The following is a 25201-nucleotide window of genomic DNA, read 5'->3' on the forward strand; positions in this document are numbered from 1 at the left end:
GTTGGACATGCAGTGGTTAAGAACAAAAACCGTCGCTCAGGCATTGGCCGATGCGGATGAACCCGGTCACCAGCTCAAGCGGACGCTGGGTACGTTTGATTTGATGATCATGGGCCTGGCCGTGGCCGTGGGCGCAGGTATTTTTTCGGTCGGTGCCCGTGCGGCGGGTACGTTTGCCGGGCCTGCGGTGATCTTCTCTTTCATCATCGCCGCCTTCACCTGCGCGCTGGCCATCATGTGCTATGCGGAGTTTGCTTCCAACGTGCCGGTCACGGGCAGCGCCTATACCTATACCTATCTGACGCTGGGTGAGGGCCTGGCCTGGATCATTGGCTGGAATCTGCTGCTGGAGATGATCTCGGCCGGCGCCGTGATTGCCAAGTACTGGGGCATTTATCTGTCGACGGTGTTTGCCACCGTGGGCTGGGACATTCCGCAAACACTGCAGCTGGGCGGCCTGACGCTGAACTGGGGGCCGTTCTTCATCGTCTCGGTCTTTACGCTGCTGCTGATGGCGGGCACCAAAGAGTCGGCCAAGGTGAACAACTTCTTTACGTTGGTGAAGCTGGCCATTACGCTGTTTGTGATTGTGGTGGGCTTTACCTATATGAACACCGACAACTTCACGCCGTTTATTCCACCGGCACAAGCGCCTGTGCTGGGGCATGGCGTCAGCGGAGATGTCTGGGGCCAGCCCATGCTGGCCTGGCTGTTTGGCGCAGCACCGAGCCAGTACGGCTGGCTGGGGGTGATCTCTGGCGCGGCGCTGGTGTTTTTCGCCTTCCTGGGCTTTGACATTGTGGCCACTTCGGCCGAAGAGGTGAAAGACCCGCAGCGCACGCTGCCGCGCGGTATTTTGGGTGGCTTGGCACTGGTGACGGTGCTGTACATCCTGGTCACGCTGGCGCTGACTGGCATGGTGCCCTACACCGAGCTGGCTAAGGCGCAGAACCCTTCATTGGCCACAGCGTTCATGGCGGTGGGCGCAGATTGGGCTGCGCAGGTTATTTCGATCGGCGTGCTGATTGGCATGACCACGGTGGTGATGGTGCTGCTGATGGGCAGTGCCCGCGTGTTGCTGGCGCTGAGCCGCGATGGCCTGCTGCCCCGCAGCTGGGGTGTGACGTCGGCCACGCGCAAAACCCCGGTGCGTCTGCAGATTGTGGTGGGCGTGGTGGTGGCCATGCTGGCGGGCTTTACCAATGTGGAAGCGCTCGAAGAGATGATCAACATTGGCACCCTGTCCGCCTTTATCCTGGTGAGCATTGGCGTGCTGGTGCTGCGCAAGAAAAACCCGCAGGGCACTGGCTACCGCGTGCCGCTGGCACCGTGGCTGCCCATCTTGTCAGCGCTGCTGTGTGTGTACTTGATGATGAATCTGACCACGCTGACCTGGGTGCGCTTTCTGCTGTGGATGGCGCTGGGTGTGCTGATCTATGTCTGCTATGGCATGCGCCATTCGCGCCTGGCCCAAAAGCAGTAAAAATGAGAGCGGCTAGCGCTTGCAATAACTTGTTTTCAATATCTAAAGTGATTGAAATGTAGGATTTATTAGCGCAATCAGCTATCTTTTTTAAAACCCGGTGTCGGTAACGCACCGGGTTTTTTTGTGACCGGCTTCCTTTACAGTGGCTGGCAAGGAGTGCTTTGATGATTCCCACCGCCACGGGCCCCGACGGCCACATCCGCTGCCAATGGTGCTTGTCCACCGACCGCTATGTGCGCTACCACGACTTGGAATGGGGCTTCCCTGTGGCCGATGACCGCAGGCTGTTTGAGAAGATCAGCCTGGAGGCTTTTCAGTCGGGCTTGAGCTGGTACACCATCTTGCAAAAGCGCGAGAACTTTCGCGCAGCGTTTGCGCAGTTCGATTTTCAGCAGGTGGCGCAATTTACCGAGGTCGATGTGCAGCGCCTGCTGCAAGACGCGGGCATTGTGCGCCACCGCGGCAAGATTGAAGCGGTCATCCACAACGCCAGCCGCGCAGTGGAGATGGTGGCGCAGGAAGGTTCTCTGGCGGCCTTCTTCTGGCGCTTCGCCCCCGTGCAGACCGCTGCGGCGCAGCAAGTGCTGGCGCAAACCCCAGAGTCGCAAGCGCTGGCCAAGGCGCTCAAAACCAAAGGCTGGAAGTTTGTCGGGCCAACAACCTGCTACGCCTTCATGCAATCCATGGGCATGGTGAACGACCATGCCCAGGAGTGCGTGACACATGCCGAGGTGGAGCGGGTGAAACGCACATTTCAGCTGCCGCGCTAAAAAAAGCCCCGCAGGCGCGAACGCGTGCGGGGCGGGCAGAGTGTGCTGAAAAAGTGTTTACAGCGTTTTGAATACGGCACGTGCCGCGTCAATCGTTCGGTCGATATCGGCTTCGGTGTGAGCGGCGCTCACAAAGCCCGCTTCGTACAGCGCAGGCGCGAAGTAGTGACCGCGCTCGAGCATGCCGTGGTAGAACTTGTTGAACAGCGTGCCGTCGGTCTTCATCACCTCGTGGTAGGTGGTGGGCAGTGTGGGCAGCAGGTAAAAGCCGAACAGGCCGCCTTGCCAGTCAATGCTGAAGGGGATGCCAGCGGCATCGGCTTCGGACTTCAGGCCCTGCATCAGCATGCCGGTTTTCAGGTGCAACTCGGCGTGGAAGCAGGGCTGGCTGATCAGCTCCAGCGTCTTGAGGCCACAGGCCGTGGCAATCGGGTTACCCGACAGCGTGCCAGCCTGATAGACGGGGCCCAGGGGCGAGAGCTTTTCCATGATGGCGCGGCGGCCACCAAAGGCGGCCATGGGCATGCCGCCACCAATCACTTTGCCCATCACGGTCAGGTCGGGCGTGAAGCCTTCAATCTTTTGCGCATACAGGCTCTGGGCGCAGCCCAAGGCCACGCGGAAACCGGTCATCACCTCGTCGTAAATCATCAGCGCGCCGTGCTCTTGCGTCAGCTCACGGATGCGGCGGGTGAATTCCACCGAAGCACGCACAAAGTTCATATTGCCCGCGATGGGCTCCATGATCACGCAGGCAATCTCGCTGCCCATCTTGGCGAACGCTTCTTCCAGCTGGGTCACATCGTTGTATTCCAGCACGATGGTGTCTTTGACCACATCGGCGGGCACACCAGCGGAAGACGAGCTGCCAAAAGTGGCCAGGCCCGAGCCGGCCTTGACCAGCAGCGAATCGGCGTGGCCGTGGTAGCAGCCGTTGAATTTGATGATGGTGTTGCGGCCGGTGTAACCACGGGCCAGGCGCAGGGCGCTCATGCCGGCTTCCGTGCCGGAGGAGACCATGCGCACCATTTCCATGGAGGGCACGAGTTCACGAATTTTTTCGGCCAGCACGACTTCGCGCTCGGTCGGTGCGCCAAAGCTGAAACCTTCGAGCACGGCGGCCTGCACGGTTTGCAGCACTTCAGGGTGGCCGTGGCCCAAAATCATCGGGCCCCAGGAGCCGATGTAGTCGACAAACTGCTGGTCGTTGGCATCCCAGAAGTAGGGGCCTTGCGCACGTTTGACAAAGCGTGGTGTGCCGCCAACGGCATTGAACGCACGCACGGGCGAATTCACGCCACCGGGGATGACGCCCTTGGCGCGTTCGAACAAGGGTTGATTCAGGTCAGTGTTTGGTGTCATGGGAAGGCATCACAAAGCCCTCAAGGGGCGGTAGATGCCCCTCGTCGGAGGGGCGTTCAGACAGTGTTGGGCCGGTATCTTCGCTGCTTTCGCTCGCTTCGGCACCTTCTTCGGGCTGCGCCCAAAACATGCGGTCGGGTATGAGTTGACCCATACCGGGGCGAAAGCCGCTGCCCAAGCTGCGGTCTAAATATTCCAGTGCTTCCTGCGCTGCCGCACCGAGGTCGTTGCCGGCCGCCAGCAAGGCGGTCAGAGCGGCAGACAAAGTATCGCCAGCGCCGTTGAAGCTGCCATCAAACAGCTCGAACTTGCTGCTGCCGATGACGGCTTCGGTCGAGGATAAAACGTTGTCAATGTGCTGCTCGGGCAAGGGAATACCCGTCACCAGCACAAAGGGTACGTCCAGGGCTTCGGCCGCTTTGGCAATGTCGCGTGCGGTGGGTGGGCGGCTTTGTTTCCAGTCGGGCAGCAGCCAGCGGCTGAGCGTTCCGTGGTTGCCAACCAACACGGATGTTTGAGGCATCACAAGTGCCTGGAAGGCATCCAGGTATTCTTCGAGGCCATCGCCTTGCCACCAGGACAGGTCGGGCATGTAGCTGACAAGCGGTATGTCGGGGTAGTCGCTGGACAGCTCGGCAATCGCAGCCAGATTGGCAGGGCTGCCTGCGAAACCCACTTTGATGGCGCGCACCGGAATGTCTTCCAGCACCGTGCGGGCCTGGTCAGTGACGGTTTCATCGTCCATGGCCGTGTGTGAGAACACGTGGCTGGTATCGCGTACCACCACGCCTGTCACCACCGCCACAGGGTGACCACCCACCGAAGCAATGGTGGTGATGTCTGCCGTCAGGCCGCCCGCGCCACTGGGGTCGCAGGCGTTGAAACACATCACGCACATTGGTTGTGCGAGAACGGTCTCTGTGTTTTCGGGGGTGTTTTTCGCAGCTGGAGCTGCTGGGGGCTGAAATGCCATGCGTTGTCCCAATGACCGCCTCTCTGTCAAGGGGCTTGGTAAGTGCCTAGATACAATCATTGCATTCTATTGGAAGCGACTTTAAGCTGTGGCAGACCCTAAAACTTGGATGTGTTTGATTTGTGGCTGGATGTATGACGAATCGGTGGGCGACCCCGATCACGGCATTCCAGCAGGTACGCGTTGGGAAGATGTTCCAGAGGACTGGACGTGCCCTGAATGCGCGGTGGGCAAATCGGACTTTGAAATGGTTGAGATTTGAGAGGGTGACAGGCGCTGTATGGCCCTGTTTGGGACTTCTAATAACCCAAGGGGCATTTCAAATTGAGTACAGCAGGAGCATCTTTCAAAGTGTTGGTGGTGGACGACAGCAACACCATTCGACGCAGTGCTGAAATCTTCCTCAAGCAAGGTGGCCATGAAGTGCTGCTGGCGGAAGATGGTTTCGATGCACTGGCGAAAGTCAATGACTTTCAGCCACAGCTGATTTTTTGCGACATCCTGATGCCGAAGTTGGACGGCTATCAGACGTGCGCCATCATCAAGCGTAATGCACATTTTGCAGACACACCCATTGTCATGCTGTCTTCCAAAGACGGTGTTTTTGACAAGGCGCGGGGGCGCATGGTGGGGTGTCAGGAATATCTCACCAAGCCGTTTACCAAAGATCAGCTGCTGCAAGCGGTGCAGCAGTTTGGCAAAGCGTCTTCTGCCGTGATTTAAATCTAATACAGCGAGAGAGGAGAGGGCCATGGCCATTCAAAAGGTACTGGTGGTGGATGACTCGAAAACCGAGTTGATGTTTTTGACAGACCTGCTGCAAAAGCAGGGTTACCAGGTGCGCACCGCAGAAAACGCCCAAGAGGCGATGGCGCGTTTGGGCGAGGAAAAGCCTGACCTCATCTTGATGGATGTGGTAATGCCTGGTCAAAACGGCTTTCAGCTCACGCGTGCCATTGCGCGTGACACCAAATACGCGGATGTGCCGATCATCATGTGCACCAGCAAGAACCAGGAAACCGATCGGGTCTGGGGTTTGCGCCAGGGTGCTAGTGACTACATCACCAAGCCTGTCGATCCCACGGAGCTGCAAGCCAAGATCGCGGCCCTGCACAACGCTTGAGCTGAGGCGCTATGGCTAATCGACAAGCGCTGCGTGAACTGCAGTCACGCTTGGCTGACCGCTTGCAAGCAGCGCGTACCAATACGTCCCAAGGGGCGAACTGGCTCGCGGTGCAAGTGGGCGGCTCTAACTACTTGTTGCCCCTAGAGCAGGCGGGCGAAATCTTCTCCTGGCCAGGCGTGCTGCGCGTGCCCTATACCAGCGCATGGTTCTGGGGGGTGGCGAACTTGCGCGGCAGCCTAGTGGGGGTGGTCGATCTGTGTGCTTACCTGGGGCATCCCGTCGAGCGTACGGAGCAGTCCTTGCATGAGGTGAGCTTGCTGGCGATCAACCCTGGCTTGCAGGTCAACGTCGCTTTGGTCGTTGATCGCTTGTTGGGTTTGCGGGGCAGTGAAGACTTTATCTCCACGCCCGTTGAGCCAGCGCAGGATGCAGCGCAGACGCTGCCCGGTATGGTGGGGGCCAGCTATACCGATAGTGCGGGCAGTGTTTGGCAAGTTCTGCAATTGCACCAGCTGGTGCAGTCGCCGGAATTTCTGAGCATTCGCATCTGATCTTTTGATTTTTCGAGGTTGAGCATGTCTTTAGTCCAGCAGGTCAGCAACATTTTTCGTCGTCCTTCGCGCGGCAAAGATGACAGAGTGGATGGGGTTGGTGCAGAGGATTCCACGCAGCAGACGCTGACCGCGGATACGCTGCAAAGCGTTCAGGACACCGATTTGATGGATGACCTGCTGGTTGAGCAGGGCACCATTGATTTGCCGTTGATGGGGCCAGCGCCTGCTGCCACCCATCAGCGTCGTTTGCTGACCATGCTGGCGCTGGGTGTGGTGCTGCTGGCGTTGGTGGCGGGCTGGGTGCTGCAGCAGGCAGACCGCTCTGCCAAACAGCTGGCCGCTACGGGCCAGTCACTGATGCAGTCGCAGCGTTTGGCCAAGTCGGTGACGCAGGCGTTGCTGGGTAAAGACCCTGCATTCGCCGAATTGAAAGACAGTGCCACCGTGCTGGGGCGCAATGTGCGCGCCCTGACGCAGGGTGACGTAGAGCTGGGTGTGCAAAGCGTCGATGCCTCTTTTGAGCAGGACCTGGGCTCGGTCAGTACGCTGGCCCAGCGCGCAGAAAAAAATGCCCAGGCTGTTTTGGCACAAAAAGCGGTGCTAACCCAGGCTGGTGATTCGCTGCGTGCTATCAATCGTCAGTCGTCCAGCCTGCTGGAGTTGGCAGAGGCGGTGGCCAATACCAAGTTGCAGTTCGGTGCCTCGGCGACAGAAATTGCGGCTTCGAGCCAGCTCTTGATGCTGACGCAGCGTATTGGTAAGTCTGCCAATGAGTTTCAGACGATTGACGGCGTCAGCCCTGAAGCGGTTTTCTTGCTGGGGCGTGACTTGAACTCTTTCAAGGAGCTGGCGGACGGCCTGCTCAAGGGCAGTGCGGAATTGCGCCTGCCAGCGGCACGCGACCCCCAGGTGCGTGAGCAACTGACGGCCATGCTTGAAGAGTACGAGCAGACCCGTGCCCAGGCGACCTCGATTTTGAGCAATTTGCAGGGCCTGGTCGCAGCGCGTGAAGCGCAGAACTCGATCATTGGCGACAGCGAACCTTTGCGTTCGCAGCTGGAAAACCTGCAAAACAAGCTGTCGGGGCTGGCCGGTATTTCGGCTGGGCAGATGGCGCTGCTGGTGCTGCTGGGCTTGTTTGTACTGGTGTGTGGCGTGGGCATTTCCCGCGTGCAACTGCTGGACAGCCGTCAGCGCCAGGTACTGGCGGAGCAGCAGCAGCGTGATGCACGCCACCAAGAGCAAGAAGCCAAGCGGGTGAATGACGCCAACCAGGCGGCGATTTTGCGTTTGATGAATGAACTGCAAAACGTGGCGGAAGGCGATTTGACGCAGGAAGCCACGGTGACGGAAGACATCACGGGCGCAATTGCCGACTCGGTGAACTACACCGTGGAAGAGCTGCGTTTGCTGGTGGGCAGCGTGCAGAACACGGCGCAGCGAGTGGCGAAAACCACCGCCCAGGTGGACAGCACATCTTCGGAGCTACTGGCGACATCGGCGGAGCAACTACGCGAAATTCGCGAAACGGGTCAGTCGATTCTGGATATGGCGACACGTATCAATACGGTGTCGAGCCAGGCGCAGGAGTCGGCCACGGTGGCCCGTCAGTCGCTGCAAGCGGCAGAGCAAGGTCAGCAGGCGGTACAAAACACGATTGGCGGTATGAACGCCATTCGCGATCAGATTCAGGAAACCTCCAAGCGCATCAAGCGCCTGGGTGAGTCGTCCCAAGAAATTGGCGAAATTACCGAGCTGATTTCGGACATTACCGAGCAAACCAACGTGCTGGCTTTGAACGCCGCCATTCAGGCGGCATCTGCGGGCGAAGCAGGGCGCGGCTTCTCGGTGGTGGCGGAAGAAGTGCAGCGGCTGGCGGAACGCTCGGCCGATGCGACGCGCCAGATTTCGGCGCTGGTGAAAACCATTCAGACGGATACCCAGGATGCGGTGGCGGCGATGGAGCGCTCCACCCAGGGTGTGGTGGAAGGCGCACGGCTTTCGGACTCTGCGGGTACCGCGCTGACAGAAATTGATAGCGTTTCGCGCAGACTGGCTGTGCTGATTGAGCAGATTTCATACACCACCCAAAGCGAAGCTGCGCTGGCCAATGATGTGGCTGGCAATATTCAGCACATTTTTGCGGTGACAGAGCAAACAGGTGACAGCACGCGCAGCACGGCGGAGCAAGTGCGTGACTTGGCGCACATGGCGGAAGAATTGCGCCAGTCGGTCTCTCGATTCAAGATTGGTTGAGCCTCAGCCTCTCGATAGCACACAGGATTGCGGCTGAAACATGCCAAGGATGGATGATGTCACCCACTGAAGTCACAGCAACAACGGGCCAGGCCTTTCACGGAGAACAAGACTTAGGCCCATTGGCATGGGTGTTGGAAGAGTTGCGCAAATCATTGGACGGAGCGGTCAAGGCCACACGCCGGTTTGTGCGCGAGGCCGAGGAAGTGCGCGATTCGGATCTGGCGGCGCTCGACAGCAGTCCCTTGCGTCTGGCCAAGCAGCAGTTGCACCAGTCCAGCGGTGCGCTGGAAATGGTGGGCATGCCGCAGCCTGCATTGCTGCTGCGCGCCATGGAAACGGCGCTACAGCACTATGTGCAAAACCCTGCCGACTGCACCGAAGCCGTGGTGCAAACCATTGAGAAATCCAGCTTTGCTCTTCTCGAATTTCTAGAAGCCACCTTGGCTGGCAAGCGTATTTCTGCGGTGGCACTGTTCCCGCAATACCGCGATGTGCAGGCGCTGTATGGCCATGAAGGCAAGGTGCACCCTGCCGATTTGTGGCCGATTGAGCGTCGATTGCGCGATCCGGAACTGTCGCGGCAAGTGGCACCGCTGAGCTACAGCCCTGAGCAGCGCCAAGTGCTGGATGCTTCGGTCCTGCAAATTGTCAAAGGCCAGGATGTGGCAGCGGCCAGCAGCCGCATGTGTGATGTGTGCCTGGGCTTTGCACAGGCACAGACGGAATCTCCGCTGCGTATCTTCTGGAAGGTCGCCGCTGGCTATTTCGATGCCATGGGCCACGGCTTGCTCAAGGCGGATATCTATACCAAGCGCGTAGCGTCTCGGGTGCTGATGGTGTCTGCGGCGTTGGCCAAAGGCGATCCTGTGGCCCCTGAACGCCTGCTGCAGGACATGCTGTTTTTCTGTGCCCAGGCAGGTGCAGACCCAGACATCACGCATGGCGCGACTGTGTGGCAGGCGGTCTATACGGCCTTTGGGCTGCAGCGTCACAGTGCGGTGAACTACGAGCAGCCGCGGTTTGGTCGTTTTGATCCGGCGCTGCTGGCCCAGGCGCGCAAGCGCATTGCCTCGGCGACGGAAATCTGGTCATCCCTGGCAGGTGGCGATGTTCACAAGATCAAGCCAGCAGTCGATCAGTTCACCTTGGTGTGCGACTCTCTCACGAAACTGCACCCGGAAAGCCAAGCCTTGGCCACTGCCTTGATGCAGGTAATGCAGAGCGTGGCGTCTCGCGGGCAGCCTCCTTCTGCGGAAGTGGCCATGGAAGTGGCAACTTCGGTGCTGTACCTGCAGGCCGCCTTCGCATCGCTGGATTTGGCGGATGAAGCCATGGTGGCGCATGGCGCTACGTTGGCACAACGGCTGGTTTCGGTGCTAGAGGGTTCTGCTGCGCAGCCGCTGGAGCCGTGGATGGAGCAGCTGTACCGCCAGGTGAGCGATCAGCAAACCATGGGCAGTGTGGTGGGGGAGCTTCGTGGCACGCTGGCAGAGGCTGAGAAACTGCTGGATCAGTACTTCCGCAACCCCAGCGATGTCTCCATGCTGGGCGCAGTGGGCGCCCATTTGACGCAAATGCGCGGGGTGCTGTCCGTTCTGGGGCTGGATCAGGCCGCGCAAGCCATGGTGCGTATGCGGCAAAACGTGGAGCGTTTGCTGCAAGGCGATGTACCAGACGCTGAGCAGCGCGTGCTGTTCGAGAAAATGGGCAACAGCTTGGGCGCTCTGGGCTTTTTGATCGACATGCTCAGCTACCAGCGCAACATGGCGCGCAAGCTGTATGAGTTTGACGAGCAGGAAGGCGAGCTCAAGCTGCTGATGGGCCGCGTGCGTGTACGCGCTGGCGATGGTGCGGCCAACAAGCCAGTGGCCGAAGTGGTGCAGGAGCGGGTCGAGCAGATTGTCCAGCCTGTGATCTTGTCCAGAGCCGCCGCGCCTGCCGCTGTAGCCGAGGCGCCACAGCCCTCCAGCGACCTGGTTCAGGAAGCGCGGGAAATGCCTGCGGCGGTGGCACCCGTGGCTGCGGAAGCGGCTGCGCCCGCCGAGGCAGTGCTGCAGGTTGAGTCGGAAGATACCGATAGCGAGTTGCTGGGCATCTTCCTGGAAGAAGCCCGTGAGGTGGTGGCCAATGGTCGCATCGCGTTGCAAGCCTTGGCTGAGGAACCCGCCAATTTGAGCGAGCAGACTGTGCTGCGCCGTGCGTTCCATACGCTCAAAGGCAGCTCACGCATGGTGGGGCTCGATGATTTTGGGCAGGCAGGCTGGGCGATGGAGCAAATGCTCAATGCCTGGCTGGCAGAGCAGAAAGCCATGTCCGCGCCCATGCAGGATTTGTCGCTGCAAGCCTTGAATGGTTTTGAGGCTTGGGCCAATGCCATTGAATCCAATGTGGCACAGCAGTGGCAATCGGCGCCTTTCCGCGCCAGTGCTGATGCGATGCGCCTGGACAATCGCTTCATTGCGCTGGATATGGCTGCGGTGCAGGGCACCACAGCTTCCGATGTGGCAGCGCCTGTGGCCGCGCTGGAAGAAGCGCAGCAAGTGGCGGCTGATGCACTGTCGATGGTCGACGACGCAGCGCTGGCTGCCGATGTGCAGTTCGATGCGGGCGCGTTGGCCGGTGAGATGCTGCCTGCTGATGTGGCACCCCTGGTGTCTACGCCTGTAGCAACGGATGCCGGGCTCGAACTGGATTTCAACCAGCTCGAACCTGCAGCACCTGCACCAGCCGATGCGGATGCGGATGGCGCCTATGCGAGTGTGTCAGCGGTTCCTGAGGCAGAAGAAATCAGCTTTGATGAGTTTGATGCCTTGCTGCAAGCTGCTGGAGATGGCGTTTCCGCGCCCATTCTGCCGCCTGCAGACACCGCTTTGGTAGCCGAGGCAGCAGTTGCGGCCCCTGCGGTAGAGGAAGCACTGGTGCACGATGACGTGCTGCCTACGGAGACAGTGGCTTCGGAGCAGCCAGCTGCGGAGCCTGTAGCGCCTGCGCAGCCAGAGCCCGAAGTGCAGTCCAAGCAAATTGGCAATCTGTCCGTGCCTTTGCCGCTGTTCAATGTCTATTTGAGCGAAGCCGAAGGCTGGTCCTACCGTTTGCTGGATGCGTTGACCGCATGGCAAGAAAACGTGGACGAGGCGCAGCCAGAAATGGTGGAAGCGTGGGCTCATTCACTGGCGGGCAGCTCTGCCACCGTGGGTTTCACCGCACTGTCTGGTCTGGCGCGCCAGCTGGAGCATGCGCTGCAGCACGTTGCTCCGCAGAGCCGGGGTGTGCCGGAGCAGGTGCAATGCTTTGTGCGCGCTGCGGACGAAATACGTGGCTTGCTGCACCAGTTTGCGGCGGGTTTCTTGTCCAGTGCATCCCAGCAGGTGCAGGACGCGTTGCAGCACATTCTGGATACCGAGCCGGGTAGTTTGCCTGTGGTGGCTGCAGACGCAGCGCCGGCGGTAGAGTCGCCAGCGGCAGCGCCGGTGCAGGAATACACAGCGCCTGCGCCGCAACCGGAGTTGGATGCGATTGATGCCGCCATTGCCAAGGCCATGGCCTTGGGAGAGGCGGAAGACGACGACATTGATGCCTTTGACGTCATCGACCCCGATCTTTTCCCGATCTTTGAAGAAGAAGCCATTGAGCTGCTGCCCACTTTGGGCGCGGCCATGCGCGAGTGGGGCACACACCCCACGCGCCTGGAAGCGCGCAGCACCTTGTTGCGTGCCTTGCACACGCTCAAGGGCAGTGCACGCCTGGCAGGTGCCATGCGCCTGGGCGAAATGGCGCACCGGCTGGAGTCCGCGCTGGAAGCGCTGGACGTAGACACCGTCACCACCGAGCAGATCGAGCCGCTGTTTACGCGCCTGGATGCCATGGAGGCGGACTTCAACGTGCTGCGTGCCGTGGGTGTGCAGGCCGAAGGAGAGCCCCTGCGCGTAGAGCCAGCCGCTGTGGCGGTGGCGCCAGAGCCCACAAACGGAACCCCCGTGGCTTCTGTGCCCGTTCCGGTGGAGATGGCTGCGGCGGCAGACCCAGTGCCCCGTCTGGCACCTGCGGCATTGCCTGCGAGCGACACAGCCAAGCCAGCCGTGGTGGGTGGCGTGCGCCAGCACACGCAGCAAACCGTGCGTGTGCGTTCGCAGCTGCTGGATCGATTGATCAATGAGGCCGGCGAAGTGATGATTGCCCGCTCGCGCCTGGATGAGCGGGTGGCGGGTATCAAGACGTCGCTGTCGGACCTGACCAACAACCTCGACAAATTGCGCCAGCAACTGCGCGATGTGGAGGTGCAGGCCGAGTCCCAAATGCAGTCGCGCATGCAGCTGTCCAAAGAGGCAGGCGCTGACTTTGATCCGCTGGAGTTTGACCGTTTCACGCGGGTGCAAGAGCTCACGCGCATGATGGCTGAGTCGGTCAACGACGTGGCCACTGTGCAGCGCAATTTGCTGCGTGACGTGGCTGGCGCTGAAGATGACTTGATTGCGCAGGGCCGCCAAGCGCGAGAGCTGCAGCGCGATTTGCTGCGCACGCGGATGGTGGAGTTCGACTCGATCTCCGAGCGGCTGTACGCGGTGGTGCGCCTGGCGTCCAAAGACACGGGCAAACAGGTCAAGCTGGGCTTGGCAGGCGGCACCATCGAGATGGACCGTGGCGTGCTGGAGCGCATGGTGCCTGCGTTTGAGCACTTGCTGCGCAACTGTGTGGACCACGGCATTGAGCTCCCCGCGCAGCGCCAGGAGGCGGGCAAATCGGCGACAGGCACCATCAGCATTCAGGTGCAGCAAGAGGGTAACGACGTTGCGGTGACTTTCCACGACGACGGTGCCGGCCTGAATGTGGCGCGCATCCGCGATAAAGCCCTGTCTTTGGGCTTGGTGACGGCGGATGAACTCGTGGATGCCGCGCGTGCTGCGCAACTGGTGTTCATGCCTGGCTTTACCACCGCGCAGCAGCTGACGGGGGTGTCGGGCCGTGGTATCGGCATGGATGTGGTGCGCTCCGAGGTGCAGGCGCTGGGTGGCCGTATTGAAACCCAGTCCGAAGAGGGCAAGGGCTCGGCATTCCGTCTGGTGCTGCCGCTGACCACCGCGGTGACGCAGGTGGTGATGCTGCGCGCTGGCGAGTTCTCGGTCGGTGTTCCTGCCAGCTTGGTGGAGGTGGTGCGCCGCGTCAGCCTGTCTGACCTGGAAGCCGCCTACCGCAACGGCGCGCTGGTGGATGGCGATGAGCGCATTCCCTTCTTCTGGGCCGGCGCTGTGTGGAGCCAGTCGCCCCGCAGCCTGGATGTGGGTGTGGGTAAAACCCGCCCGGTCGTCATTTTCCGCAGCGCTTCGCAGCGCATTGCGCTGCACGTGGACGAAGTGTTGGGTCACCAGGAAGTGGTGGTCAAGAATCTGGGGCCACAGATGTCCCGCTTGCCGGGCTTGACCGGCATGTCGGTGCTGGCATCGGGCGCGGTGGTGCTGATTTACAACCCGGTTGCGCTGACAGCGGTGTATGGCGACAGCATTCAGCAATTGGGCGAAGGCTTGCCTGCGCTGCTGGATGCGCAAACGGCCAAGCAGCTGCAACGTGATGCGGCACCGACGGAGCCCGCATCCGGCATGGTGTCGGCCAGCCAGGTGCCACTGGTGATGGTGGTGGATGACTCGATCACCGTGCGCCGTGTCTCGCAGCGCCTGCTGCAGCGCGAAGGCTACCGCGTGGTGACCGCTGCCGATGGCTTGCAGGCACTGGAAAAGCTGCAGGATGAAGTGCCTTGCGTGGTGCTGTCCGACATCGAAATGCCCCGCATGGACGGCTTTGATTTGCTGCGCAACATTCGTGCGCAGGCGAACTTGCAGCAGCTGCCCATCATCATGATCACTTCGCGCATTGCGCAAAAGCACCGCGATCACGCCATGGAACTGGGCGCCAACCACTACCTGGGCAAGCCCTATTCCGATGAGGAATTGATGGGGTTGGTGCACCACTATGCAGTGGGCAAGGCCTTGCCCCAGGCTAAGCCGCAAGCACCGAGCGAGGTGCTGGGCGCTGAATAATTCTCTGCGCCCTCAAAAAAGAGAGCTGCCAGCGCATGTGATTTCTGGGTTTGAGATGTAAAACATCTTTAAACCAAGAGTTATCAAGCGCAGGCAGCTCTTTTTTTATGTGCACTCCAGGGTGTGAGCCGCCAGGGGTCAATATCGCAGCGTGAGCAGGCGCGCTGTTCGCCGCTAAAATACCCAGTTATGCCCGCTGAATCTGCGCCTATCAATTTGACGCACCATTTTCTGATCGCCATGCCCGGTCTGGAAGATGAGTCCTTTTCTCGCAGCGTGGTGTATTTGTGTGAACACAATGAGCGCGGTGCGCTCGGGCTGATCATCAACAAGCCTTCCACGCTGAGCCTGCAATCCCTGCTGAGCAAGATCGATCTGCCCCTGGGGCGTGAAGATCTGCAAGATGACCTGGTCATGCGCGGTGGCCCCGTGCAAACCGACCGTGGTTTTGTGCTGCACGACCCCATCATCATCGAAGACGCCGAGGACGACGAATCGGCCTATGCCTCCACGCTGGCCATTCCGGGCGGCCTGGAGATGACCACGTCCAAAGACGTGCTCGAAGCCATCGCCCATGGGGCGGGCCCACGCCGCGTGGTGGTCATGCTGGGCTACGCCTCCTGGGGCGAGGGGCAGCTGGAGTCCGAGCTGGGCGAGAACGCCTGGCTGACTGTCGATGCAGATCCCCAAGTCATCTTCGACACCCCCGTTGAAGAACGCTACAACAAGGCCATGGGCCTGCTGGGGCTGCAGCCCTGGATGCTCTCTCCCGAAGCAGGACGCGCATGAATTCCGAAACTTCTTCCACACGGCCCAGCCCCGCTGCTGCGCAGGCCGTGGATATGTCTGCGCCTGCCGCCCCGTTCCCGGCGCACATTCAGCAGTTCCTGGCCTTTGACTTTGGCACCAAGCGCACCGGCTGTGCTTCGGGCAACCGCGTGTTTGGTGGTGCCAGTCCGCTGCCCACCATCAAGGCCGAAGGTGCGGATGCGCGCTTTGCAGCGGTCGAAAAACTGATCAAAGAGTGGCAGCCGCACGCCCTCGTCATTGGTGTGCCCTACCACCCCGATGGCAATCCGCATGAGAACACCGCCAAGGCGCTGAAGTTTGGTCGCCAGCTGCGCGGGCGTTTCAATCTGCCTGTTTACGAAGTCGATGAACGCTACAGCACCACCGAAGCCCTGGCTGGTGGTGCCAAAGATGCCGATGCCGCATCGGCCTGCATCATCTTGGAGCAATTTTTGAGGAGCATTGCATGAGTCTTTCCGCTGGTTCTTTGGTGCTGGATGCCGAAGCCTTGTACAAGGAGCTGCTGCGCGGCGTGCGCAGCCTGATGGGCCCGAATACGCAACTGGCGGGCGTGGCCTCGGGTGGTGCATGGCTGGTCGAGCGCCTGCACAAGGATCTGGGCCTGGCTGGCAAGCCCGGCGTGCTGTCCTCGGCCCTGCACCGCGATGACTTTGCCCAGCGCGGCATGGCGCAAAGCGTGCAGACCCAGCTGGACTTCGATGTGAACGGCGCTGACATCCTGGTGCTGGACGATGTGCTCTACACCGGCCGCACGGTGCGCGCCATCCTCAACGAGTTGTACGACTATGGCCGCCCCGGTTGCGTGCGCCTGGCCGTGCTGGTGGACCGTGGTGGCCGTGAGCTGCCTGTGGCCGCCGAATTTGCCGCCGCACGCGTGGCGCTGCCAGCCAGCCAGCAGCTGGCCCTGGCACGCACAGAAGACGGTACCTTCCAATTTGAAGTCAAAGAGGCATAACGTGCTGTACAAGCGCAACCCCCAACTGAACAAGAACGGCGAGCTGATTCACCTGCTTTCCACCGAAGGGCTGTCCAAGGACATCCTCACGCAGATTCTGGATACGGCCGACAACTTCGTCAGCGTCAACGACCGCGAAGTCAAGAAAGTGCCGTTGCTGCGTGGCAAGAGCGTGTTCAACCTGTTTTTTGAAAACAGCACCCGCACGCGCACCACGTTCGAGATTGCGGCCAAGCGTCTGTCGGCCGACGTGTTCAATCTGGACATTGCCCGCAGCTCGGCCAGCAAGGGCGAGACGCTGCTGGACACCATCGACAACCTGTCGGCCATGGCCGCGGACGTGTTTGTGGTGCGCCATAGCGAATCGGGCGCGCCTTACTTGATCGCCCAGCACGTGGCACCGCATGTGCACGTGGTCAATGCCGGTGACGGCCGCCACGCCCACCCCACACAGGGTCTGCTGGACATGTACACGATCCGCCACTACAAGAAGGATTTCTCCAACTTGCGCGTAGCGATTGTGGGCGACGTGCTGCACTCGCGCGTGGCGCGCTCGGACATTCACGCACTGACCACGCTGGGCGCGGCCGAAGTGCGTGTGGTGGGCCCCCGCACGCTGGTGCCCGCAGACATGGCGGCCATGGGCGTGCGCGTCTTCCACAACCTGGAAGAGGGCATCAAGGACTGTGACGTCATCATCATGCTGCGCCTGCAAAACGAGCGCATGAGCGGCGCGCTGCTGCCGTCCAGTCAAGAGTATTTCAAGAGCTTTGGCCTGACCGAAAAGCGCCTGGAGCTGGCCAAGCCCGACGCTATCGTCATGCACCCAGGCCCTATCAACCGCGGTGTGGAGATTGACTCTGCCGTGGTGGATGGCCCGCAGGCCGTGATCTTGTCGCAGGTGACATTCGGGATCGCCGTGCGGATGGCCGTGATGTCGATTGTTGCGGGCAACGAAGCCTGATATGTCAGGCCATCCCTCTGAGGCGCTGTGCGCCTTTCCCCTTCTCTCGCTGCGCGCAGCGGGAAGGGGGACGACACCGTCGCTGCGGGGCGGCCCTTGCTCGGTGTCCCCTGCGAAAGCTGGCTGTGCCAGCGCAGGTGGTGCTCGGGTGGAAGATATTTTTATAGCTGCTAGCCTTAGTGAAATAAGGGCTAGCAGCCAATTTGGTGATTAACCATGAAAATCTTGATTCAAAACGGCCGCGTGATTGATCCAGCGCGCGGATTCGATCAGGTGTGCGATGTGGCGGTGGCTGCGGGCCGTGTGGTGTCGATCGGCCAAGCCCCGGCAGGCTTTGCGGCAGACCGGGTGATTGACGCCTCCGGTCAGTGGGTGTTGCCCGGTTTGGTGGACTTGGCCGTGCGCCTGCGTGAGCCCGGCCATGAACACGAAGGCATGCTGGCCTCGGAAATGGCCGCCAGCGTGGCCGGCGGCGTGACCAGCCTGGTTTGCCTGCCCGATACCGACCCCGTGCTCGATGAGCAAGGTCTGGTCGAAATGCTCAAGTTCCGAGCCGAGAAGCTGCACCAGTCGCGCCTGTTCCCCATGGGGGCGCTGACCAAGGGACTGCAGGGCGAGACCCTGACCGAAATGGCCGAGCTGACCGAGTCTGGCTGCGTGGCTTTCGGCCAGGCCGATGTGCCGCTGCCCAGCATCACCACGCTCAGCCGTGCGCTGAGCTATGCCAACACTTTCGGCTATGCCGTGTGGCTGCGTCCACAGGACAAAGATTTGGGTAAAGGCGTGGCAGCCAGCGGTGCGCTGGCCACGCGCATGGGTCTGGCTGGCGTGCCTGTGGCGGCAGAAACCATTGCGCTGCACACCATCTTTGAGCTGATTCGTGGCTCGCAAACGCGTGTGCACCTGTGCCGCATCTCCAGCGCTGCCGGGGTGGAGCTGGTGCGCAAGGCCAAGGCCGAAGGCCTGAACATTACGGCCGATGTGTCCATCAACTCGCTGCACCTGACAGAAACCGACATCGGCTACTTTGACAGCAGTGCCCGCCTGATTCCACCGCTGCGCCAGCAGCGCGACCGCGATGCGCTGTCTGCTGCACTGGCCGATGGCACCATCGATGCATTGGTCTCTGACCACTGCCCCGTGGATGACGATGCCAAGGTGTTACCGTTTGCCGAGGCAGAAGCCGGAGCGACGGGCGTGGAGCTGCTGCTGTCGCTGGCGGTGAAGTGGTCGCAAGATGGCAACGTGTCTTTGGCGCGTGCGCTGGAAGTGGTGACTGCTGCGCCTGCACGCTTGCTGGGCGCATCACTGGGTACCCTGCAGGCCAGCCTGGGCCAATTGGTCGAAGGCGGTGCGGCGGATCTGTGTGTGGTCAACCCACAAGCCGCCTGGACAGTGGGCGCATCAGAGCTGGTCAGCCAAGGCAAGTGCACACCGTTCAACGGCTATGAGCTGCCCGCCCGCGTGCAATGGACGCTGGTGAATGGCCACGTGGCGTTCGCGCGCGCCTGACCGTGCGGCTGCGGTTGGCTGCCTGGGAGATATCAACGTAATTGCAAGGGAGGATGGGCCTGATGGCGGGAACTTGGCGTGCAATGCGGCGCTTGGCGCAGATGGTGTGGCATTCCCTCAAAGGGGTGCATCTGGCGCGCCATGGGTTCAACCAGCTCGATGGCGCCAGCCAGCACCGCATGGTGGAGCGCTGGGCCCGTGAATTCTTGGCTACGGCGGGTATTACCTTGCGCGTTGAAGGCCAGCCCCTGATGCAGGGGCCTGTGCTGCAGGTGGCCAATCACCAGTCATGGCTGGATATTCCCACCCTGCATGCGGCGCAGCACTGCCGCTTCATCTCCAAGGCTGAAATTGCCCGCTGGCCGCTGGTGGGCCACCTGGCGCGTGCGGCAGGCACGCTGTTTGTGCAGCGCAGCTCGCGCCGTGACACACAGCGCACCGTGCAGGCCATGGAGGCTGCGCTGGCGCAAGGCGACATCCTGGCGGTTTTTCCTGAAAGCACTGTGGGTTCCGGGCGGGAGTTGCTGCCTTTTCACGGCAATATGCTGCAGGCTGCGATTGATGCCGATGTGCCCGTGCAACCCGTGGCCATGACTTTTGTGGATGCGCGCACGGGGCAGGTCTCGCTGGTGCCCTGCGAGGCGTATCTGGACGAAGCCATGTTGCGCAGCCTGTGGCGCACCATTGCTACCGATCATCTGGTGGCGGTGGTGCACTATGGTGCTGCGCAAAAAGCCAATGGGCGCGACCGGCGTACCTGGGCGCAGGATCTGCAGGCCAGTGTTCAAGCCCTGCGTTGGACCGAAGCCGGGCAGTGCCAGGAAACGCAGCCGCAGACCTTGGACAAGGCGGTTGCCGCCAAGTAACAACCCGGTGCCCCAGCATGGGGTCACTATTTGCAAAGGGGCGCGTATGACGGCCTTGGTGGTTGAAGTGGATGTCGCCGTCATCGGCGCTGGTACAGCAGGCATGCACGCGTTCAGCACAGCGCGCCGAGCGGGCGCGCGTACGGTGATGATCGATCACGGCCCTTTGGGCACTTTGTGCGCACGCGTGGGGTGCATGCCCTCCAAGGCGGTGCTGCATGCCGGCCAACGTTGGAGCACGCTGCAAAGTCTGTTGCCTGCCGGTGGTGTGGCGCAGCTGCCTGCAGGCCACACCACGCCGCAGCAGCTGTGGCAAGAAGCGTTGGCCGTACGTGACCAGCTGGTGCAAGGCAATGTGCGGCAGGTGAGTAAGCTGGGCGGCGATGATTTGCTGCACGCCAGCGCACGCTTTATCGCCCCCGATACCTTGGCGCTGGATGACGGACGCCAGGTCAAGGCACGGGCTTTTGTGGTGGCCACGGGCTCGCAGGCGGTCAAACCTGCCGATTTGCAGGCCAGCCTGGGTGATGCGCTGATTACGACCGACGAGCTGTTTTACCTGCCCGAGCTGCCGCGCAGCGTGGCAGTCATGGGGCTGGGCGCCATTGGGCTGGAGATGGGGGTGGCCTTGTCGCGCCTGGGTGTGCGTGTGGTGGGGGCAGGGCGTTCTGCGGTGCTGGCCAAGCTGTCAGACCCGGAAGTGGCAGCCGTTGCCCAGCATTATTTTTCGCAGCAGTTGCCGCTGGCGCTGGGTGCGCGGCAGATGACTGTGTCGAGGGCGGAGGGCGGCACCGTGCGGCTGCAAGCCGGGGATCTGGAGCACCAGGCGCAATATCTGCTGGCTGCCTTGGGGCGTGTGCCCCGCTTGCAAGGGCTGGAGATCGCTCAGGCCGGTGTGCAGCTGGATGCCCAGGGTCGTCCGCAGATGGAAGCGGGGCAGCTGCGCTGCGCAGGCAGCATGGTGTTTTTGGCTGGCGATGCAGCGGCCGGGCGCAGCCTGATGCATGAAGCTGGGCATGAAGGCACGCTGGCAGCACAGCAGGCCTTGCTGGCGCTGGGGGATGGGCCATGGGCACAACTGGCCCCCCGCCACCGGACCGTGCCCATGTCCATCGTGTTCAGCGACCCTGATCTGGCCGAGGTGGGACTGCGTTTTGACCAGCTGCCCCAGGGTGCCATCATTGGTACGGTGCGTGGCACCGACAGCGGCCGCTCCAAACTCATGGGGGCCGCGCATCATCAGCACATGGTGCGCATCTATGCAGAGCCTGGCACGGGGCGTTTGCTGGGCGCCAGCCTGATGTGCGCGGCGGGTGAGCATCTGGCGCACCAGCTGGCCTGGGCCATCCAGCGTGAAGAAACGGTCGAGCGCATGCTGGAGCTGCCTTACTACCACCCGACGCTCGAAGAAATGATTGACACCGCACTGCGGGACATGCGCCGGAGCCTGCGTGCGGCATGACCGAGGCGGTCGCCCCACTTGGGGCTCCCACTGTGAAAGGACACGCTTTCTGATGCGTAAATTTTGGATTCCTATGGCCGCGTTTTTGGGTATGACGGGCGTTGGCATGGCCGCGTATGCATCGCATGGCTTGGGCTTTATCGCCGATGCTGCCGTGCGTGAAGCCACGCGTGGCACGCTGCAGATGGCGGTGCAGCAGCAAATGTTCCATGCACTGACCCTGCTGGGGTTGGGCATTGCAGCGCTCAAGGGGCTGGGTAACCGCTGGCTGTGCGCTGCAGGCGGTTTGTGGGTGCTGGGCGTGCTGCTGTTCAGTGGCCTGATTTATCTGCGCACCTTCACGGGCGTGGAGGCTTTGCGTCCCCTCGTTCCTTGGGGCGGAAGCTGCTTGATGCTGGGCTGGCTGGCCTTGGGCCTGGGCGGCTGGAAAGCGGCGCGCAGCGCCTAAACTTGCGGCTTATGAGCGACATCACCATCTTTCACAACAACCGCTGCAGCAACTCGCGCGGCGCTTTGGAGATTCTGCGCGCGCGCGGGATTGAACCGAATATCGTGGACTACATCGCCACGCCGCTGACCGCCGCAGAACTGGCGGAGCTGGTGGCCCACTTGGGCGTGCCCGTGCGCGAACTGCTGCGTACCAAGGAAGCGGCCTACAAGGAGCTGGGGCTGGACAACCCCAGCGTCAGCGATGCGCAGATCTTGCTGGCCGTGGCACAGCACCCGGCGCTGCTGAATCGCCCGATTGTGGTCACCCCCAAGGGCGCAGCGCTGTGCCGCCCGCCAGAGAAGGTGCTGGAGCTGCTCTAGGCTTGGCCTTGGGCGGCATGCACCTCGCTGGCTTGACAGCTGACAGCTGGCAGCCACGGCGGTGTGGGCCACCGCACAGCGTTGTTGTGCCATTGCGCTGATTGCGGTTGTGTGCCGCAGCGCAGCAATCCTGCGAAGAATGCTGAGGGGGTGTTGGCGTGGCGTTAGCAGCCCGCGCTGAATTGCCTGTCTCGGGCGCTCTGGCGCTCTTCGCGCAGTTTTTCCATCTTCTGTGCGCTACCGCCTTTGCGCGCCAGTTCGTCGATCTTTTGAATGCGTCGGCTGGTCGCCTCGCACTCCGCGCGGTTCTTGCCGGCCTGGCGCTGTGGCGGGGTGTTGGCTTGCGCCTTGTCCAGTTCACGCTCGGTGCGCTCCCAGGCTCTGGCGTCGCGCTCTTCCTGGCTCCGTGCGTGTTTGCGCTGGCGCGTCTTGGTGAGGTCCGTGTCTGCGGTCGTGGCGGAGGCGCCTGTGGCCGCCTCTAGCGCAATGGTGCTTCCGCCTGGGCAGGGCTGGCTGCTGTAGCTGCTGCCGCAGCGGTAAACCTGCGCGTGGCTGGGGGGGGAGAGGAGCGCCAGCCAGAGCAGGGCTGCCAGCGCGGCAGTGGTGGTTGTCGTAGGAAGGTGCTGCATGCGGACCATGCTAGAGCCAGGTGGCCATCCCTACAAGCGATCTCATCAAGAATTTTAAAAAGAGAGCTGAAGGCGCTTGATGGGTAAGGGTTAGAGGCAAAAAAAGACTGAAACACTCAAGGTTTGTCTTTGGGTTGCAGCGACTGCTGCAGTCGCTGCGTGGCAGATGCTGTGCTTCCACGCACTTGCGCTACTGCCTGGTTCAACCCTTGTGCCGTGGCTTGGTAGGCCGATTGCGTGGCATCACTGACGCTGCGGCCGGCCTGCTTGACGCTGTCGGCCGCCGATTGGGCCGTGCTCACAATGCTGTGCTTGATGCGGCCATACACCGCCTGTGTGATGTGGCTGCCGCAGTCTTTGACAATGCTGCCCAGCAATTGTGCGGCCCGGTGGGTGGCGCTGTGCTTGATGGCCTGGCGCTGCGGCGATTGTTCAGGCGCGCAGTAGGCATCGGCAATCAAGCCCACACGCAGGGTCAAAAAGGCATTGGCAGCTCCACTGGCCAGGCTGTTGGTCAGCAACTGACCCATGCCCCCCAGCCCGGGAATGCTGCCCATGGCGGCCGGTGTGGCCGATTGCACAATGGGCGCCGTCAGCTCGGCAAAGTCCACATCATCGATGCTGCTGGCCACCAGCACGCTGGCGCCCACATTGCCATACAGATAGGTCATTTGCCGCAGTGAGGGGCGCAGGCCATAGATGCGTGCAATGCGCCACACCAGCTGAATCTGGCTGACCAGTACCACCAAGCCGTCCAGGCGCCCGTTTTGCAGCAGTGCCGTGCTGGTCAGCACAGCAGTGGCGGTGCGGCGGGTTTCCTGCTCTGCGGCGGTGCGCAATTGGGCCAGTGCGTGGTGCACATCGTCCTCGCTGGCCAGGGCCACGTCTGCCAAGCGTGGGTTGCGGGCCAGATGCAGACGCAGGTGCTGCTGGTAGTCTTGCACGGCCTGTGCATCTGCCAGCGCAGGCCAGCGCAGTGCCGCAGGCATGCGCAGCAGCCATACGGTGGGCAGCACCACGGTGGCGATCAGCAAGCCGATCAGGCACCAAAACACCGGCTGGCCTGCACCAGCATGCAGGCGATCTGCGGCATCGGCCAGCTGGCTGACCATGGCGGCAGCAACCACCGCACTCCAGATCACGAATGCGCTGGCAACCATCCAAAGCAGGCGAGAGGTAAAGCGTGACATGGGCAAGCGCTCCAAAGCAAAACGGCACCCAGTGTGCCTGAGTGCCGTTGGTACTGCTGGGAGTCACGCCATTTAGCCGGCCACCAGCAAGCCTTGTTTTTCAATGATGGCGATGACCTCGTCCAGACCCTCCAGGGTTTTGAGGTTGGTCATCACAAACGGCTTGAGCCCCTTGGACGTGGTGCGCTGCTGGATGGTGTCGCTGCGCATGATGTCCAGGTTGGCGCCCACGTGCGGGGCCAGGTCGGTTTTGTTGATGACAAACAGATCGCTCTTGGTGATGCCTGGGCCACCTTTGCGCGGAATTTTTTCACCGGCGGCCACGTCGATCACGTAAATCGTCAAGTCACTCAGCTCGGGGCTGAAGGTGGCGGCCAGGTTGTCTCCGCCGGATTCAATGAAGATGATGTCGGCGTTGGGGAAGTCTTTGAGCATGCGGTCAATCGCTTCCAGGTTGATCGAGGCATCTTCGCGAATGGCCGTATGCGGGCAGCCACCGGTTTCCACGCCCATGATGCGCTCGGGCGGCAAGGCGCCGCTGATGGTCAGCAGGCGCTGGTCTTCCTTGGTGTAGATGTCATTGGTGATGGCCACCAGGTCCCATTTGTCGCGCATGGCTTTGCACAGCATTTCCAAAATGGTGGTTTTGCCCGAGCCAACAGGCCCGCCAATGCCCACGCGCAAGGGGGGCAGTTTCTTGGTGCGGTGGGGGATGTGATGCAGTGCAGTGCTCATGATCTGAAAAGGCGTGAGTATTGGTGTTCATGCCGGGCCGACAAAATGGCCAGCATGGGAGAGAAGGCCTGACGCTGCGCATCGGGCAGCGCCAGGGCGTGTTCTACGGCCTGGGGAATGCCTGTGGTCAGCCGCGCCAGAATGCGTTGCCCCGCGCTTTGCCCGAGCGGCACGGCCTTGATGGCGGCCTGCACCATGTTTTCGGCCCAGCCAAAGGTGTAGGCCAGCAGGGCATCGCGTGCGCTGGCCCCCGTGAGGTGTGCGGCCAGGGCAAACGCCAGCGGGTAGCTCGCATCTTGTGCGGCCAGCCAGTGGATGCGCTCGAGCGCCTGGGCGTCGTCGGCATGGCGGTTTTTCAGCCACTCCATGAGGGAGCGGCCCATCTGCTCGGTTTGCAGCCGCAGTTCGCTGCTTTCACGCGTGCAGCGCACCCAGTCATTCAGTGCAGCCAAACGGCAGCAGTCATTGCTGGACCATGCTGGCATGGCCTGGGCAATGGCCGCCATGTCACCGCGTGACTGTGTCAGGTGCAACTGCGTGTTCAGCCACTCGGAAGCTTCAGATTCGGTAGCTACCAGCGCAGCATTGACGGCGGATTCAAGCCCTTCTGAGTAGGAAAAACCGCCGATGGGCAAGGCTGGTGAAGCCAGCCACATCAGCTGCAGAAAGCTGCTGGACGACAGGTGCAGTGCGGGCGCAGTCATCG

Annotated in this window: 23 protein-coding genes; 17 read left to right on the forward strand and 6 right to left on the reverse strand. The window is 61.5% G+C overall.

The window, feature by feature from the left end; all coding sequences use genetic code 11:
- Positions 1-7 precede the first annotated feature (7 nt).
- Positions 8-1483 carry an amino acid permease gene (locus AC27VO_RS02630; protein WP_488665148.1) on the forward strand — a complete coding sequence of 492 codons (1476 nt, stop codon included), beginning with the start codon at positions 8-10 and terminating at the stop codon, positions 1481-1483.
- 167 nt (positions 1484-1650) lie between these two features.
- On the forward strand, positions 1651-2256 hold the full coding sequence (locus AC27VO_RS02635) for a DNA-3-methyladenine glycosylase I (protein WP_488665149.1): 606 nt from the start codon (positions 1651-1653) through the stop codon (positions 2254-2256).
- Between the two features lie 57 nt (positions 2257-2313).
- Here AC27VO_RS02635 and hemL read toward each other — a convergent pair whose 3' ends face one another.
- Positions 2314-3618, reverse strand: coding sequence for a glutamate-1-semialdehyde 2,1-aminomutase (hemL, locus tag AC27VO_RS02640; protein WP_488665150.1), 1305 nt, complete (start codon positions 3616-3618; stop codon positions 2314-2316).
- Positions 3602-4591: a bifunctional hydroxymethylpyrimidine kinase/phosphomethylpyrimidine kinase gene (gene thiD, locus AC27VO_RS02645; protein WP_488665151.1), complete on the reverse strand. Its 990-nt coding sequence runs from the start codon at positions 4589-4591 to the stop codon at positions 3602-3604. Before thiD ends, hemL begins: the two co-directional genes overlap by 17 nt.
- A 109-nt stretch (positions 4592-4700) precedes the next feature.
- Here thiD and AC27VO_RS02650 point away from each other — a divergent pair, with 109 nt between their 5' ends.
- From AC27VO_RS02650 to arsC, 15 genes are all read left to right on the forward strand, one after another.
- A complete protein-coding gene (locus AC27VO_RS02650; protein WP_488665152.1) occupies positions 4701-4853 on the forward strand; it encodes a rubredoxin in 153 nt (50 codons plus the stop codon).
- Between the two features lie 62 nt (positions 4854-4915).
- Positions 4916-5314 (forward strand): response regulator, encoded by a 399-nt coding sequence (locus tag AC27VO_RS02655; protein WP_488665153.1) that lies wholly within the window; start codon positions 4916-4918, stop codon positions 5312-5314.
- Between the two features lie 28 nt (positions 5315-5342).
- Complete coding sequence (locus AC27VO_RS02660; protein WP_488665154.1) at positions 5343-5714, forward strand: response regulator; 372 nt, start codon at positions 5343-5345, stop codon at positions 5712-5714.
- A gap of 11 nt (positions 5715-5725) precedes the next feature.
- Positions 5726-6268, forward strand: a complete 543-nt coding sequence (locus tag AC27VO_RS02665; RefSeq protein WP_488665155.1) for a chemotaxis protein CheW — start codon at positions 5726-5728, stop codon at positions 6266-6268.
- 24 nt (positions 6269-6292) lie between these two features.
- Complete coding sequence (locus tag AC27VO_RS02670) at positions 6293-8527, forward strand: methyl-accepting chemotaxis protein (RefSeq protein ID WP_488665156.1); 2235 nt, start codon at positions 6293-6295, stop codon at positions 8525-8527.
- Positions 8528-8583: 56 nt separating this feature from the next.
- Positions 8584-14562 (forward strand): hybrid sensor histidine kinase/response regulator, encoded by a 5979-nt coding sequence (locus tag AC27VO_RS02675; protein WP_488665520.1) that lies wholly within the window; start codon positions 8584-8586, stop codon positions 14560-14562.
- 189 nt (positions 14563-14751) lie between these two features.
- On the forward strand, positions 14752-15351 hold the full coding sequence (locus AC27VO_RS02680; protein ID WP_488665157.1) for a YqgE/AlgH family protein: 600 nt from the start codon (positions 14752-14754) through the stop codon (positions 15349-15351).
- A 53-nt stretch (positions 15352-15404) separates the two neighbouring features.
- A complete protein-coding gene (gene ruvX / locus AC27VO_RS02685; RefSeq protein ID WP_488665521.1) occupies positions 15405-15821 on the forward strand; it encodes a Holliday junction resolvase RuvX in 417 nt (138 codons plus the stop codon).
- Positions 15818-16327, forward strand: coding sequence for a bifunctional pyr operon transcriptional regulator/uracil phosphoribosyltransferase PyrR (pyrR, locus tag AC27VO_RS02690; protein ID WP_488665158.1), 510 nt, complete (start codon positions 15818-15820; stop codon positions 16325-16327). Before ruvX ends, pyrR begins: the two co-directional genes overlap by 4 nt.
- 1 nt (position 16328) lies before the next feature.
- Complete coding sequence (locus tag AC27VO_RS02695; protein WP_488665159.1) at positions 16329-17291, forward strand: aspartate carbamoyltransferase catalytic subunit; 963 nt, start codon at positions 16329-16331, stop codon at positions 17289-17291.
- A 216-nt stretch (positions 17292-17507) separates the two neighbouring features.
- On the forward strand, positions 17508-18803 hold the full coding sequence (locus AC27VO_RS02700) for a dihydroorotase (RefSeq protein WP_488665160.1): 1296 nt from the start codon (positions 17508-17510) through the stop codon (positions 18801-18803).
- A 62-nt stretch (positions 18804-18865) separates the two neighbouring features.
- On the forward strand, positions 18866-19669 hold the full coding sequence (locus tag AC27VO_RS02705) for a lysophospholipid acyltransferase family protein (RefSeq protein ID WP_488665161.1): 804 nt from the start codon (positions 18866-18868) through the stop codon (positions 19667-19669).
- A 46-nt stretch (positions 19670-19715) separates the two neighbouring features.
- Positions 19716-21131: a dihydrolipoyl dehydrogenase gene (locus AC27VO_RS02710; RefSeq protein WP_488665162.1), complete on the forward strand. Its 1416-nt coding sequence runs from the start codon at positions 19716-19718 to the stop codon at positions 21129-21131.
- Positions 21132-21204: 73 nt separating this feature from the next.
- Positions 21205-21579 (forward strand): DUF423 domain-containing protein, encoded by a 375-nt coding sequence (locus AC27VO_RS02715; RefSeq protein ID WP_488665163.1) that lies wholly within the window; start codon positions 21205-21207, stop codon positions 21577-21579.
- An 11-nt stretch (positions 21580-21590) separates the two neighbouring features.
- Complete coding sequence (arsC, locus tag AC27VO_RS02720; protein WP_488665164.1) at positions 21591-21941, forward strand: arsenate reductase (glutaredoxin); 351 nt, start codon at positions 21591-21593, stop codon at positions 21939-21941.
- 164 nt (positions 21942-22105) lie between these two features.
- On the opposite strand, the gene AC27VO_RS02725 is transcribed toward arsC, so the two are convergent.
- The 4 genes from AC27VO_RS02725 to AC27VO_RS02740 form a co-directional block, all read right to left on the reverse strand.
- Entirely contained in the window at positions 22106-22570 is a 465-nt protein-coding gene (locus AC27VO_RS02725; RefSeq protein ID WP_488665165.1) for a hypothetical protein, read from the reverse strand.
- A gap of 116 nt (positions 22571-22686) precedes the next feature.
- Entirely contained in the window at positions 22687-23760 is a 1074-nt protein-coding gene (locus tag AC27VO_RS02730) for a DUF697 domain-containing protein (RefSeq protein ID WP_488665166.1), read from the reverse strand.
- 72 nt (positions 23761-23832) lie between these two features.
- Complete coding sequence (ureG, locus tag AC27VO_RS02735) at positions 23833-24495, reverse strand: urease accessory protein UreG (protein ID WP_488665167.1); 663 nt, start codon at positions 24493-24495, stop codon at positions 23833-23835.
- Positions 24492-25199 (reverse strand): urease accessory protein UreF, encoded by a 708-nt coding sequence (locus tag AC27VO_RS02740; RefSeq protein ID WP_488665168.1) that lies wholly within the window; start codon positions 25197-25199, stop codon positions 24492-24494. The genes ureG and AC27VO_RS02740 overlap by 4 nt, the downstream gene beginning before the upstream one ends.
- Positions 25200-25201: the final 2 nt, after the last annotated feature.

It is taken from the genome of Comamonas sp. 14P8.1.4 (assembly GCF_057799285.1).